A 13739-nucleotide genomic window follows, 5' to 3' on the forward strand; every position below is an offset into this window, starting at 1 on the left:
ACACGGCTTTGGCGGGACGCAAGGCCTGTTCGCATATTTGTCGGCTTTGTTTACGGCCTCGCCCCGCTTTGGCCTCGTGGCGCGGAATCCCCGTTGCGGACGGGGCCCGGCCTCTGTAAGAGACCGGTCACCCCAGATCGACCGCCCGATCCGGGGGGGCGCCATTCCGTCCTCGATGGGATGTGGCAGAGGCCTCGTGGCGGAGTGGTTACGCAGAGGACTGCAAATCCTTGCACCCCGGTTCGATTCCGGGCGAGGCCTCCAATTTTTCTCGACCTCCGATTTGAAGATAGAGAGCGACCGGTCATGGCCGGGGCGCCTCATCCCGTTGGTTCGGTCCATCCGAACGAACGCGTCACGGCCTTACCCCAGGCGGTGTAGAGCCGGTTGCGCCGGTCCTCGTCCATGCGAGGGTGCCAGCGATGGTCGACGCCCCAATTGGCGACGAGGTCGCCGGTGCCGGCCCAGTATCCCGTGGCGAGGCCGGCCGCGTAGGCGGCGCCCAGCGCCGTGGTCTCCGTCACCTTCGGGCGCAGCACCGGCACGGCGAGGAGATCCGCCTGGAACTGCATCAGGAGGTCGTTGCCGACCATGCCGCCATCGGCCCGAAGCTCGGTGATCGGAATTCCCGAATCCGTCTCCATCGCTTCGATGACCTCGCGGGTCTGGTAGGCAGTGGCCTCCAGGGCGGCACGGGCGATATGGCCCTTGTTGGCATAGCGGGTGAGGCCGGCGATGATGCCGCGCGCGCTCTCCCGCCAGTGCGGCGCGTAGAGCCCCGAGAAGGCCGGCACGAAATACACGTCGCCATTGTCCTCCACCGTGCGGGCGAGGGGCTCGATCTCGGCGCTGTCCCGGATGAGGCCGAGATTGTCGCGCAACCACTGGACCAGGGCGCCGGTGATGGCGATGGAGCCTTCGAGGGCATAGACCGGCGCCTCGTCGCCGAGCCGGTAGGCGAGGGTGGTGACGAGGCCGCAGGTGGAGGGCACCGGAGCCGTCCCGGTATTCATCAGCACGAAGCAGCCGGTGCCGTAGGTGTTCTTGGCCTCGCCGGGCGAGAAGCAGGCCTGGCCGAACAGGGCAGCCTGCTGGTCCCCGAGGATGCCGGCGATCGGCACCCCGGGGAGGGCGCCCCGCGTCTCGCCATAGACCGCGCTCGACGAGACGATCCTCGGCAGCATCGCCCGTGGGATGCCGAAGGCCGAGACCATGCCGGCATCCCAGTCGAGGGTGTCGAGGGCCATGAGCTGGGTGCGGCTGGCATTGGTCGCGTCGGTGATGTGGAGGCCGCCCTGCGGGCCGCCGGTGAGGTTCCAGACGAGCCAGGTGTCGAGGGTGCCGAACAGGACATCCCCGGCCTCGGCCGCAGCACGGGCACCAGGCACCCGGTCGAGGAGCCAGACGAGCTTCAGACCGGAGAAGTAGCTCGCCAAGGGTAGCCCCGTGACCGCCCGGAAACGATCCTTGCCGCCGTCGCGCGCGAACTCGGCCACGAGCCCGTCCACCCGCGTATCCTGCCAGACCAGGGCGTTGTGGAGCGGGCGCCCGGTGGCGCGATCCCAGATCAGCGTGGTCTCGCGCTGGTTGGTGATGCCGATGGAGCCGAGGTCCGAAGGCCGCAGCCCCGCCGTCTCCAGGGCCTCGCGCATCACGGTCCGGGTGTTGCGCCAGATCTCGTTGGCGTCGTGCTCCACATGGCCGGGTCGGGGGTAGATCTGCTCGTGCTCGCGCTGGGCCACCGCGATGATCGCGCCGCCGCGATCGAAGACGATGAAGCGCGTGCTGGTCGTGCCCTGATCGATCGCCCCGACATAGCGCGACATGGCCGTCTCCCCCCTCGATGGTGCGCGGTGCCGGTCATGCCGCTTCGGGCTTGGCCTTCACCTCCATATAGGCTTCGAGCCGCGCCCGTCCCTCGGGCGGCAGATGCAGCCCGAGCTTCGAGCGGCGCCAAAGGATGTCTTGTGCGCTGCGTGCCCATTCCCGGTCGATCAGATACGCCACCTCGACCTCGGTGAGCCCTTCCCCGAAATCCGCCCCGAGATCGGCGAGAGTCCGGGCCGGGCCGAGCAGTTCGTCCGTGCAGGTGCCGTAGGCCCGGGCAAGGCGCCGTGCCATCGCCGGCGGAAGGAAGGGCCTGCGCGCCATGAGGTCGGCGAGGAACCGCTCGAAATCGGCACCCGGCATGTCGCCGCCCGGTAGGACCGCATCGCCGGTCCAGGCGGGCTTCATTCCGGACCGATAGGGAGCGAGCTTCCCCAACGCGTGTTCGGCCAGGCGCCGGTAGGTGGTGATCTTGCCGCCGAAGACCGAGAGCACGGGCAAGCGGCCATCCCGGTCGGAGACGTCGAGGACGTAGTCGCGGGTGACCGCGGAGGCATTCGCGGCGGCATCGTCGAAAAGCGGGCGCACGCCCGAGAAGCTCCAGACCACGTCGTCGAGGCCGATTCGAGCCCGAAACGACCGATTGATGCAGTCGCAGAGATAGCGGATCTCGTCCTCGGAAATGCGGACCGGGCCCGGTTCTCCGGCATGGGGCACGTCGGTGGTACCGATGAGGGTGAAGGCGCCCTCGTAGGGGATCGCGAAAACGATGCGTCCGTCGGGCTGCTGCAGGATGTAGGCGTGGGGGCCGTCGTAGAGCTTGCCGACCACGATGTGGCTGCCCTTGACGAGCCTGACCGCCGCCCGGCTGGCGAGGCCGAGGGTGTGCCCCAGGGTCTCGCTCACCCAGGGACCGGCCGCATTGACGATCATCCCCGCACGCACGGTCTCGCTTCGGCCGCTCCAGGTGTCGCGGATCGTGGCGGCCCAGAATGTCCCGTCGCGATGGGCTGATTCGACGGTGGTGCGCGTCCGGATCTCGGCCCCGCGCTCGCGGGCGTCCATGGCGTTGAGCACCACGAGGCGACTGTCCTCGACCCAGCAATCCGAATAGGCGAAGCCCCGCGTCAAACGCGGCTGCAGCGGCAGGCCGAAATCCGAGCGTCGCAGAGCCACCGACGCGGAGCCGGGGAGGGCGCGCAGGCGGGCGAGGTGGTCGTAGAGGAACAGTCCGAGCCGCAGCATCCAGGCGGGGCGCAGGCCCTCGTCATGCGGCAGGACGAAACGCAGCGGCCAAATGATATGGGGCGCCAGCCGCAGCAGGCGCCCGCGCTCGGCCAAAGCCTCCCGCACCAGCCGGAACTCGTGATGTTCGAGGTAGCGCAGGCCGCCATGGATGAGCTTGGTGGACGAAGACGAGGTGAATTCGGCCAGATCCCCGCGCTCGCAAAGCATGACCCGCAGGCCGCGCCCCGCCGCATCGCGCGCGATGCCCGCGCCGTTGATGCCGCCGCCGATGACGAGGAGATCGTAATCGCTTGCGTCCAACCCGTGACCTCTCTCACCCCATTCCCGAAATCCTCCCGACGAAAGGGAAGCCAGGCCGAGCCGGCACGGCCGTCTCCATCAGGACGCCCGCGCCGGAGTAACGCGGGATCGGAGATATCGGCGAGCGGCCCGGAGTGAAACGATACGAGAATCCATCGGGCCTCAAGAGGTTTTCGCTGCGGGCGGAACGGCATGCCTGTTTCCGTAGGCCGACGTTGCGGCACGATCCTCTCCCTTCGGCCAGCAGCCGATCGGCCGCCATGCGTCCGGCCCCTTCGTGCGCGCCGGATGCCTCACACCTCTGTCTCGGCCTCGATCTCGCGCACTTCGTCGGGCCGCTTTGCCGCTGCGTGCGGACGAATGGCCCGGACGCGCAGACCGCATGCGGCTCCAATGTGACAGTCCCTCCATGAGTCCTGCCAATCGCAACACGGGATCCATTTCCTTCGAGCGATCGCTCTGTTTGGCATCATCCGGGTGGTTGACCGGACAGGAACAGTGCCTTATGCGAACAACCTCGTTGGGAAGCGCTCACGAAGCTTCCGGCCCAGCTCGAAGAACGGCGGCAAAAACGCCGCGTCTTTCATGGGTTCGTTGGGGGATAGTTTAACGGTAGAACAGTGGACTCTGACTCCTCTAGTCGAGGTTCGAATCCTCGTCCCCCAGCCACTGTCACACCTAAGTCATTCAGATCATTGACCTCCTCGCGCAGTCGCCCTGCGGCGTGAGCCTGTTGCACCATTCCGCTGCTACACAAGGCACCCAGCCGAGCGTTGATGGAGCGGAGTGGCACCGATCGCGAATGTCGTCCTGCGTGGACGCACCTTTCATTTCCGCCGACGCGTACCGACCGGCCTGCGGCTGAGATTGCGCCTCACCGAGATGGTACGCGGCCTCGGGACATCGGACGCTCGCACTGCCAAGCTGCGGGCCTGTCAGCTATACGTCGCGTCAGAGACTATCTTCTCGACCCTCCACGCGACGCCGCTCCTCGACCAAGAGAACCAAGGGCGACCGACGCGCGGCGCAATTCTGAGCGACGTCCGTGAGTGCCGCGTCGTTCAGGACGAGACAATGGCGGCGCGAAATTGCGGGGCGCTTGCCTGCAACCGCTTAAAGGAGGCGGGCTTCGTCACGAGTCATAGCCTCACCAAACAGGGCATCGCAGCCGCCGACCTCTGTCCTGCGGAACTTGCCCAAGCGCAGCAGCCAATACGCCGCCGAGGCCTATCGCGAACAGCTCGCCGACATGAAGGCGATGCCCTCCATGAGCCGAACGGGCCGCTGTTACGATAACGCCCCTATGGCAAGCCCTCATTCCGCGTCTGTCGAAGGACTTCCACACCCTCACGATCGACACCATTCCACCAGCGACGATGGGCGTCCTCGTCCGATCCGGGCTCCGGCGGATCGGACGAGGACGTATCTATCGACCCCGCGCGGCGCTCAGGCGCTCAGGCTTCGCATCCAGCCGAGGAGCACCGGGGCGCTGTCCTGGCCACGATGCGCGAGCGACCGCTCCGCCACGGCCTCGCTCGGAAGAAATCCAAAGCGCCTGCGAAAGGCACGGCTGAAGGTCTTCTCGTCGGAGAAGCCCGTAGCGTAGGCAACCGATGAGATGCGCGGGCGCCCGCCCGCCGCGCCGAGGAGCTTCATCGCCCGCAGCAGGCGTCGCTCGCGAATGTGGCTGGCGACCCCATCCTCCTCCTCGAAGAGCCGGTAGAGGGTGGCCCGCGAGAGACCGAACCGAAGGATCAGCGCGTCGATCCCGAGGGATTCCGAGGCCAGTTCCTGCTCGATGAACTGGCAGATGGCGACCTTGTTGAGCCGGTCCAGCGCTGGCGCCTGGTTCGCGTCGGGCTGGAAGCAGGCGGCGCAGAGATCGGCCGCCGCGCTCGACAGGTAGCGCAGCTGGTGCGCCTCGGTGGAGGCGGCGCTGGCCACGAGACCGGACAGGTAGGTGTAGGACAGGTGCCGCACGGGGGCCGAGCGGTAATCGAGGGGTTGCCCGTGAAGGTTCTCGATGGTGGCGATCTGGTCGCCGAGGAGCTTGCGCGGCAGCATCACGTTGGTGGCCGAGACCGGCCCGGCCTCGCTGACGATCGGCTGCGTGAGGTCGAACACCACGAGCTGCGAGGCATTGATCTCCGTCGCGCGCCGGGCACCACCCATCCGGCTTTGGCCGGCGGTGTAGAACTGGATCAGGATGTGGTCGACGCCCTGCCGGGCGATGGTCCGGGCCGAACGCTTCAGGCGCTGGGCCGGCGCGGTCACGGAGCCGATCAGGGCTTCCCCGAAATGATACGTGGTCAGGGAGATCGGAGAGGCCAGGTCGGCATCCGGCGCGAGCTCCGCTTCGAAGATCGGCGCGAGATGACTGCACCACGACTGAGCCAGCAGTGCCGGGTCGGTGGGAGCGATGAAACGGTCGCAGAGAATGCCCGTCACGGATCAGCGGCCTTCAATGCAGCGAAGGCCCGTGGACGGTACCAAGAAGCACAGACCCCGAGACCTTCTGGAAGATCTATTCCAATGCGAACGTCTCATTGGGATCATCATCGACCAACATGACATTTACAATCAATCATGTCGATCAACTCCTCCAATAACGCTACGATTTCCAACTACTTAAGCGTTAATGGACAACCTAACTAGAATACGACAAACATTTAACAAATCTTTAATCGACGGACACTTGGATTTCAACGCCGTTTTTTAGACGATCACCAGTCTCACCGGGCGATGGAAATCCGGCCTGCCGCCAAGCTCATCTGAAATGGGCCGGCGGCCAAGGCAAGCCGCACGACCCGTCTGCGGGCTCGACTATGAGACAAAAACGACTATGTTTGAGATATAAAGTAACATAAAAGCATTTTGAGACAAAACATCACTCAGATGGGATGAAACGCCCCTCAATACAAACACAGTTGAGATGCGGATTAAGATCTCGATAAGTGGATCACCCCCTGTCTGGGGCGTCGCCAACAGGGCGATGTCTCGATCAACAGGATCCGCCCGATGTCCAGCGTCACCCTCACGGCCGCAACGCGCCAGAACCTGCTCTCGCTCCAGGATACGGCGAGCCTGCTCTCGACCACCCAGAGCCGGCTCTCCACCGGCAAGAAGGTGAACTCAGCGCTGGACAACCCGACGAACTTCTTCACGGCGCAGAGCCTGTCGGCGCGCTCCAGCGACATCAGCTCGCTGCTCGACGGCATCTCCAACGGCGTCCAGGCGATCCAGGCGGCGAGCCAGGGCATCACCTCGATCACCAAGCTCCTCGAGACCGCCAAGTCCACGGCCAGTCAGGCGCTGGCCGACAAGACCGGCGGTAGCAGCGGCATCACCGGCGGCGCGACGGCGCAGGCCGCCAAGGTGACGGCCACCTCGACCCTGGCCTCCCTCGGCACCACCGGCGCCACCGGCGAGACCACCTTCGACTTCTCCGGCCCGACCAAGGACGCCTCCCTCGAGATCACCCTGGGCGGCACCAAGTCGACCATCCGCATCGATTCGACCACCCTGGCCTCGTCCGGCACCGACCTCTCCAAGGTCACGTCGGACCAGCTCCTCACCGCCATCAACGGCCAGATCGCCAACAACAGCGCGCTGGCCGGCAAGGTCTCGGCCGGCACCAGCCCCGACGGCCGCATCACCTTCTCGACCACGACCACGGGCGCGGCCGCCAGCCTGAACGTCGCAGGTTCGGCCAATTCCACCATCGATATCGGCTACGGCAAATCCACCACCACGCCGACCTCCGCCACCGTCACCGCCAATGCCGCCCTGGCCGTCGCCACGGATTTCTCCACCGGCAGCGCCTCCCTGGTGGTGAGCGACGGCAACACCTCGGTCCAGGTCAAGCTCGACAAGAACTCGGCCACCGACGATCTCGGCGGCACACTGGGCACCTCGGCCTCGCGGGCCGATGTGGCGAAGGCCATCAACAAGCAACTCAAGGATAGCGGCTCGACCGCGACGGTCGAACTGTCCAACACCAACAGCCTCGTGTTCAAGTCGGCCGATGTCGGCCCCGACGCACAGATCTCCGTGATCGGCGGCATCGACACCACCGGCGGCAACGGCGCTGCGGGCATCGGCTTCAGCACCTTCACCGCGAGCACACCGGTCGCGGGCACTGCGGCCGTGAATTCCACGTCATCGACACCCAGTGGCGCGGTAGCGGCCCAGACGACGACCGTCGGCACGGCCTCGGTCAAGGGTGCCGTAGCTTCCACTACCACGGTCCCCGCCACATCCAACCTCGGTGCTGGTCAGAGCACGACTTTTTCGCTTACCGACGCAGTCGCCAACAAAACCGTCAATATCACAATCAACAAGGACTCACTCGACGCGAATGGGGTCGCTCTTGGAACAACGGGTGTCACGGACGATAAGATCCTCGAAGCAGTCAAGCGACAACTCACGGCCGCCGGATCGGGAATCGTCGCGACCTTGTCCGGAGGCACGGCCGGTTCACTGAAGTTCGAGAACGCGGCCGTCGGCGCTGGAAGCGACCCAGTTCTCACGACCCAGGGCAACAACCTCACCGATCAAATCGGCCTGTTCAGCGCGCCCTCGAAGACGGTAGCCGGGACGATCGCGGCCAATACCGACCTGACGGGTGGCAAATCCGCCACGTTCACCGTCACCGACGGCACGACGCCGAAGACTATCACCATCGATGCGGCCAAGCTCGACGCATCCGGCACCGCGATCGGTACCAACCCGAACCAGCAATCGCTGGTCGAGGCCATCAACAACCAGCTCAGCGGCTCGAAATACTCCGCCTTCATCGACAGCTCCAACAAGCTGACCTTCGTCGGGGCGAACGATACGACCGCCGCGCCGCAGATCACCGCCGCCTCCGACACGATCGGCCTCGGCCTCGGCACCGCCAACACGCTGACGGCCACCAACGCAGCGACGACGCCGGCCGCGAGCACGGGTGCCAAGATCACGGCGGCCGGAGCCAACGCAGCTGCGTCCATCACCCTGAGCGCGACCGCAAACACCTTCTCGGTCGGCGACGGCACGACGACTGCCAACATATCGATCAGTTCGACGAGCCTCGACAAGAGCGGTGCCATACTCGACACCACCGGCACATCGCAGGCGAGGGTGGCCGAGGCGATCCAGCGTCAGCTCGACGCGGCCGGCGTCAACGTCACCGCCGCCTACAACAACAACAAGCTGGAATTCACCTCGAAGGCCGTCGGCAGCAGCGGCACCGTCACCCTGACCCCCGGCACCGATGTGGCCGGCTTGAGTATCGGCGACGCCGGTGCCGCCAACCTGCCGCAGACGGCCAGTAACGGCCTCACGGCCGGCGCCATCGACCTCTCCGGCGGCAAGTCGAGCGCCTTCAGCATCCATGACGGCATCATCACCAACCCCGCCACCCCCGCCAAGGCCATCACGGTCTCGTCGACCAGCCTCGACAAGGATGGCAACGCCATCGGAGAATCGGCAACGCAGGCCAAGGTCGCCGAAGCCATCCAGGTCCAGCTCGACCAGGGCGGCATCAAGGCCACCGTCTCCTTCGTGGGCGACAAGCTTCAGGTGAAATCGAACGCCGTCGGGACCGGCGCCGCCGCCCCGACCCTGACCGCGACCAGCGACACCGCCGGCCTCGGCCTCGGCACCACCACCACCGCCAGCAGCACCCCCGCCGCGGGCGGAGGCACCGCCGCCGCCGGCGTCACCGCCTCCGGCACCGAGGCGACGGACGGCTCGTCCAAGGCCTCCATCGTCGGCACCGAGCAGACCGCGACCAAGGATTTCAGCGGCACGAAGGACGCGTCCTTCACCCTGAAGCTCGGCAGCGGCCCGCTCAAGCTGATCACCTTGAACAGCGCGAACCTCAACTCCTCGGCCGCCACCAACCAGACCGCCATCGCCAAGGCCATTAACGACCAGATCAACGCCGATACCGGTCTCGCGGGTAAGGTCGAGGCGAGCTACGTCAACAACAAGCTCGTCATCGCCACGAAGTCCTCCGGCTCCGACCAGAAGCTGACCATCCAGGCAGCCCAGGTCACGACCGGCGGTTCGACGGGCGTCGATATCGGCTTCGGCATCTCCGGATCCGGCGCGACCTCGCAGACGCAGTCGGGTACGGATGTGGGCGGCAGCAAGGGCACCAGCTCGGTGCGCTCGGCTCTCGCCACGCAGTACAACCAGATCCTGCAGCAGATCACCCAGCAGGCTCAGGATTCCGGCTATAACGGCGTCAACCTGCTGTTCCGCAACGGCAACAGCGCCGCCGACAACACCCTGCACATCTCCTTCAACGAGAAGAACACCTCGGCGCTGGACATCAAGGGCGTCAAGTTCGATGCCGCCGGCCTCGGCCTCGACGCCGTCGATGGCGGGTTCCAGTCGGACACCGATATCACCGCCGCCATCGAGAAGCTGACCGCCGCCACCACCCAGCTGCGGACCCAGTCCTCGACCTTCGGTGCCAACCTCTCAGTGGTGCAGAACCGTCAGGACTTCTCGAAGAACCTCATCAACATCCTCGACACCGGCTCGGCCAACCTCGTGAACGCGGACCTCAACGAGGAAGCCGCCAACTCTCAGGCGCTGTCGACCCGCAACTCCATCGCCACCTCGGCGCTCTCGCTGGCCAACCAGGCCCAGCAAGGCATTCTCCAGCTCCTCCGCTAAGGGCGCGCCACACGCGGGGACCGGCCATCAGGACCGGTCCCCGCGCTATCCGACTATCGATCCAGGCCCGTTTCCAGAAGGGATGCACCACCATGGCCCTGCGCCTCGACCTCAAGCCCTACGAGGGTCTCCTCATCAACGGCGCGCTCATCCGCAACGGTTCGCGGCGCAGCGACTTCCTCATCGAGACCCATTGCAAGTTCCTGCGCGAATCCGAAGTTATCAAGGAGAGCGAGGCCGACACTCCCGGGAAAGTCCTCTGCGTCACCCTGCAGATGCTCTACCTCGCCGACGACCCGGCCGAGGCCGAGGACCTCTTCGCCCGCCAGGCCACCGAGATCATGCGGGCGAGCCCGGCGCTCGCCCCCCACCTTCTCGCAATCCACGACGCGATCGCGGACCGCCGCTACCACGGAGCGATCAAGCTGGGCCGCGCCCTGGTGGCCGCAGAGCGAAGCTTCGCCGAGGCCGCGTGATCGACCAGGGCGCTCTTTCTCTTACGAGCGCGGCTTTGGAAGGCGTCGATGGGCCAGGATCGTCGGCTGACGCCTCGGTTCGATGAGACCGAGGGGGCCCGGCGGCCCGAGAAGCAGCCCGCGCGCCGTCGGTCCTGCTTCGCGGGGCGTCGCGACCTTCCACAATGCGATGTCGCCCCTGGCTGGCGAGGGGCGCCCATCGATTGACCTGCGCTCGGGAAGAACCCACAGGATGCCGAAGGCGACGAGGCACGCGATGCCGATCAGGGTCGCATTCCAGTTTGGGGATTCTTGGATCATCAGCACGACGAGGCCGCCTACAGCAACGGCCGCAGCGTACGCCCTATTCGTGTGCCGATCCCAGGTCATCCCTCATGTGCTCCGGCATACATCGCCATCGGGTGAAGGCATTCCATCAAATTTTTGCTGCCGCCGATTTGATCGATAACTTAGATGTATAATTCGAATACGTGATCTTATTTTCTGATAACGATAGAGCATTGGAACACAACACCCCGGCGTCTGATCTTCTTCACAGGCGTCCTCATCCAAACGAGGGCACGACCCTGACAGTTCCAGGCGTCATCGCCCTGTCGACCGGGCCGCGCGGTGGGACAACCCCGCGATGCCATAAGTCCGCCGCGCACCCGCCGGACCGAAGAAAGCGCGTGCGTTCGACGAAGGAAGTTTGCATACGACGCCGATGGGCAGGCTCGAGCGTTGCTGCTTTACGGCCCCTCGGCCGGACCGCTCCATGGAGTCCGTGATGGGCATCTTTCAGAACCTTCTCGAACACGTCACCGCCTATGTCGGTGACAAGACGCTCATGCAGGCGGCCGTGTCGGCGGCCTCGAACGTGATCGTGGCCGACAGCGAAGTGGACGAAGGGGAGGTCGAGGTCGCCCTCGCGGCCATGCGCGCCAATCCGATCATCGAAAAGGGCTACGACACGCTGATGCTGGAAGCAGAGCTGTTCGACGGGATCGCGCGGGCTCGGACCCGCGTCGGACGGGCGGACAACCTGAGCCGCGTGGCCGCCATCGCGGATCGATCCCTCGAACAGCGGAACGGGGTGTTTCTGATCGCCGCCGATGCCGCCGACCATGAGGGGATCAGCGACGTGGAGCATCAAGCCCTCGAAGAGATCGCCGGAGCACTTTCCGTCGACAAGGAGACGCTACTCCGGTTGGCTCCGGTGAGGCCGTCCGCCCCGTCGTGACCCGGCCAACGCGCCGCGTGCGTCGGTTGCTCCGGCTCGACGCGCCGGCTCCATTCGGCTCTGGCGTCGGTCGGGTGTGCTCCGGGGGCGACACCAAATGGTTAAAATCGCATTAACCATTCATGACGACTCCACGTTAGAGATCCTTCGACTATAGAGCCGGCATCGAACCCCTGCCGGTCATCGCCATGATCCTCGCTTCCCGCAACATCGTCAACGAACACCGTGAAATCGCGGCCATCGCGATCACGTATGGAATCTTTCTGAGTGGGATTATGATCCTCACTTGGACGATGGCCTGACGCAACAGCCCGAGGCTCTGTCCGGCCGCCTGTGCGGCGTTGACGGACGGTTTCGCGAACCGCGGCGGCTGAAGACAACAGGCTGAGCATCCCCCTGGTTTGGGGATGCTTCGAAGACGTCGAGCGAGATGGCAGGCCGAATACCTGTCTCCGACAAGGAACTGATGCGCCGTCACAGATGTTCGTTCATCCAAATCGGAGAACATGAATGTCTGACAGTGCTTTAGCTTCGGTCGTCGTCCCCTCTCTCCGGGCTGCCCGCTCGGCGAGGGAGCGGCTGGCTCGCGCCGGGTTCGCCCGCAACAGCGTCGACATCGAACGCCACGATGACGAATTCCAAGTGTCCATCAGCACGAAGGCGGAGAATCTGGATCGCGCCCAGAACATCCTTCTGGGCAATCCCGTTGTCGACGACCTTCGCGATGCCGGCTCGCGCGCGATCGGCGCCTTCCACGACAACCGACCCCTCGCGCTGGGCCTCGCGGCCCTGGCGGGCTTTGTCATCTTCCACTTTTCGAAGAAGCGGTGACACCGAGGCCGGCGAGCGCGCGAGAGGGCGAGCCCGCAGTCGCGGGTTGCAGAACGTGCGCTGTTTTGCACTGGGGCCGAGGTGCTGCTTAGACTGCCGCCCATGAGCCATGAAACAATCCGCCGGTTTGTCAACGGGCGCCACCTCGCCGTGGCGATGCTCGGCGGATTGTCCATGACGATGACGGCTCCTGTCTTCGCTCAGTCTCCGTCGCCGCCGGCCGCCGTGAACAACTGGGCGGACCTTCGCGCGATGCTCGCCTCCTGCTGGTCGGTCCCTCCGGATACCAGAGGATCACAGATCGCGTTTCTGTTCGGCATCAGCAAGACGGGTGAGCTGCGCGGCTCGCCTCTCATCACGGCACGCCGCCTCGAAGGCCATCAGGAAGCCCGGAAACACTATGAGGAGGCCGCGAGGGATGCCGTGTCCCGGTGCTTTCCCATCACGGTGACCCCGTCCTTCGGCGCCATCCTGGGCGAGAGCCCCATCCGCCTGCGCTTCGTGAATACGCCGCCGACGGCCGCCTACCAGATCAACGGCAACATCACGATCTTCGCGCCGCCCTGATGACGCGGCATCGCGTGGGGGATCCGGGGATACCGATCAGGCGCCGTGACATCCAGCCTGGACGATTCGGCGGGGGCGCCAGCGAAGAGCCGACGCAAAAAAGGGCCGCCTCGCGGCGACCCCTTCTTTCCGACATCCCATGCCGGCTCAGTAGCCGTAGTAACCACCGTAGCCGTAACCATAGGCCGGCGCCGGGGCGTAGCCGCCGTAATAGCCGACGGGGTGGCCATAGCCGTAGCCGTCGTAGCCACCATTATAGGCCCCGGCCGCGATGGCTCCGGTAGCCAATCCGGCAACGCCGAGACCAATGACGGCGCCCGGACCAATGCCGCGACGTCCGTATCCGTAACCCCGGCCGTATCCGCCGCCGTAGCGACCGTAACCGCCGCTGTAGCGGCCATAACCGCCGCGATGACCGTATCCGCCGTGGCCGCCAAAGCCACCATGACCGTATCCGCCGCCATGGCCCCAGCCACGGGCTTCCGCAGGGGCTGCCACCAGGAGGGCACCAAGGCTGACGGCCGCGGCCGATAGGAGTGCGAGCTTGCGCATTCGAAATGTCCTGCTGTGAGGTATGCGTATCAACGGACCGGGCGCCCGGC

At 65.6% G+C, this 13739-nt stretch carries 10 protein-coding genes and 2 tRNA genes; 8 read left to right on the forward strand and 4 right to left on the reverse strand.

Features of this window, described 5'->3' with window-relative positions; all coding sequences use genetic code 11:
- Nucleotides 1-190 precede the first annotated feature (190 nt).
- Nucleotides 191-264, forward strand: a tRNA-Cys gene (locus FPV16_RS14255).
- A gap of 56 nt (nucleotides 265-320) precedes the next feature.
- On the opposite strand, the gene glpK is transcribed toward FPV16_RS14255, so the two are convergent.
- Complete coding sequence (glpK, locus tag FPV16_RS14260) at nucleotides 321-1826, reverse strand: glycerol kinase GlpK (RefSeq protein ID WP_227439061.1); 1506 nt, start codon at nucleotides 1824-1826, stop codon at nucleotides 321-323.
- A gap of 34 nt (nucleotides 1827-1860) precedes the next feature.
- On the reverse strand, nucleotides 1861-3375 hold the full coding sequence (gene glpD / locus FPV16_RS14265) for a glycerol-3-phosphate dehydrogenase (protein WP_227439062.1): 1515 nt from the start codon (nucleotides 3373-3375) through the stop codon (nucleotides 1861-1863).
- A 595-nt stretch (nucleotides 3376-3970) separates the two neighbouring features.
- Between glpD and FPV16_RS14270 the strand changes: the two genes are divergently transcribed.
- Together FPV16_RS14270 and FPV16_RS26420 are read left to right on the forward strand one after the other, a co-directional pair.
- Nucleotides 3971-4044 (forward strand) — tRNA-Gln (locus FPV16_RS14270).
- Nucleotides 4045-4161: 117 nt separating this feature from the next.
- Complete coding sequence (locus FPV16_RS26420; RefSeq protein ID WP_413629305.1) at nucleotides 4162-4671, forward strand: DUF6538 domain-containing protein; 510 nt, start codon at nucleotides 4162-4164, stop codon at nucleotides 4669-4671.
- A 150-nt stretch (nucleotides 4672-4821) separates the two neighbouring features.
- Here the strand turns inward: FPV16_RS26420 and FPV16_RS14280 are convergent, their stop codons facing one another.
- The gene (locus FPV16_RS14280) at nucleotides 4822-5823 is read right to left on the reverse strand and encodes a helix-turn-helix domain-containing protein (protein ID WP_227439063.1); all 1002 of its coding nucleotides are present in this window, start codon (nucleotides 5821-5823) and stop codon (nucleotides 4822-4824) included.
- A 570-nt stretch (nucleotides 5824-6393) separates the two neighbouring features.
- On the opposite strand from FPV16_RS14280, the gene FPV16_RS26100 reads away from it, so the two are divergent.
- The 5 genes from FPV16_RS26100 (at nucleotide 6394) to FPV16_RS14310 (ending at nucleotide 13137) form a co-directional block, all read left to right on the forward strand.
- Entirely contained in the window at nucleotides 6394-10044 is a 3651-nt protein-coding gene (locus tag FPV16_RS26100; protein ID WP_264483854.1) for a flagellin, read from the forward strand.
- A 92-nt stretch (nucleotides 10045-10136) separates the two neighbouring features.
- Entirely contained in the window at nucleotides 10137-10520 is a 384-nt protein-coding gene (locus FPV16_RS14295) for a flagellar biosynthesis repressor FlbT (RefSeq protein WP_227439064.1), read from the forward strand.
- A gap of 766 nt (nucleotides 10521-11286) precedes the next feature.
- Complete coding sequence (locus FPV16_RS14300; protein WP_227439065.1) at nucleotides 11287-11739, forward strand: tellurite resistance TerB family protein; 453 nt, start codon at nucleotides 11287-11289, stop codon at nucleotides 11737-11739.
- A gap of 510 nt (nucleotides 11740-12249) precedes the next feature.
- Nucleotides 12250-12570, forward strand: a complete 321-nt coding sequence (locus tag FPV16_RS14305) for a hypothetical protein (protein ID WP_227439066.1) — start codon at nucleotides 12250-12252, stop codon at nucleotides 12568-12570.
- Between the two features lie 102 nt (nucleotides 12571-12672).
- Complete coding sequence (locus FPV16_RS14310; RefSeq protein ID WP_227439067.1) at nucleotides 12673-13137, forward strand: hypothetical protein; 465 nt, start codon at nucleotides 12673-12675, stop codon at nucleotides 13135-13137.
- Between the two features lie 147 nt (nucleotides 13138-13284).
- Here the strand turns inward: FPV16_RS14310 and FPV16_RS14315 are convergent, their stop codons facing one another.
- On the reverse strand, nucleotides 13285-13689 hold the full coding sequence (locus tag FPV16_RS14315) for a hypothetical protein (RefSeq protein WP_227439068.1): 405 nt from the start codon (nucleotides 13687-13689) through the stop codon (nucleotides 13285-13287).
- Nucleotides 13690-13739 lie beyond the last annotated feature (50 nt).

The sequence above is a fragment of the Methylobacterium sp. W2 genome (assembly GCF_020662345.1).
Classification (GTDB): Bacteria; Pseudomonadota; Alphaproteobacteria; order Rhizobiales; family Beijerinckiaceae; genus Methylobacterium.

What these genes read in the sequence shown, in the direction of transcription:
- FPV16_RS14300 (WP_227439065.1), top strand. Translation starts at nt 11,287, where the DNA reads ATGGGCATCTTTCAGAACCTTCTCGAACACGTCACCGCCTATGTCGGT.
- FPV16_RS14310 (WP_227439067.1), top strand. Translation starts at nt 12,673, where the DNA reads ATGAGCCATGAAACAATCCGCCGGTTTGTCAACGGGCGCCACCTCGCC.
- FPV16_RS14305 (WP_227439066.1), top strand. Translation starts at nt 12,250, where the DNA reads ATGTCTGACAGTGCTTTAGCTTCGGTCGTCGTCCCCTCTCTCCGGGCT.
- glpK (WP_227439061.1), bottom strand. Translation starts at nt 1,826, where the DNA reads ATGTCGCGCTATGTCGGGGCGATCGATCAGGGCACGACCAGCACGCGC.
- FPV16_RS14315 (WP_227439068.1), bottom strand. Translation starts at nt 13,689, where the DNA reads ATGCGCAAGCTCGCACTCCTATCGGCCGCGGCCGTCAGCCTTGGTGCC.
- FPV16_RS26100 (WP_264483854.1), top strand. Translation starts at nt 6,394, where the DNA reads ATGTCCAGCGTCACCCTCACGGCCGCAACGCGCCAGAACCTGCTCTCG.
- FPV16_RS14295 (WP_227439064.1), top strand. Translation starts at nt 10,137, where the DNA reads ATGGCCCTGCGCCTCGACCTCAAGCCCTACGAGGGTCTCCTCATCAAC.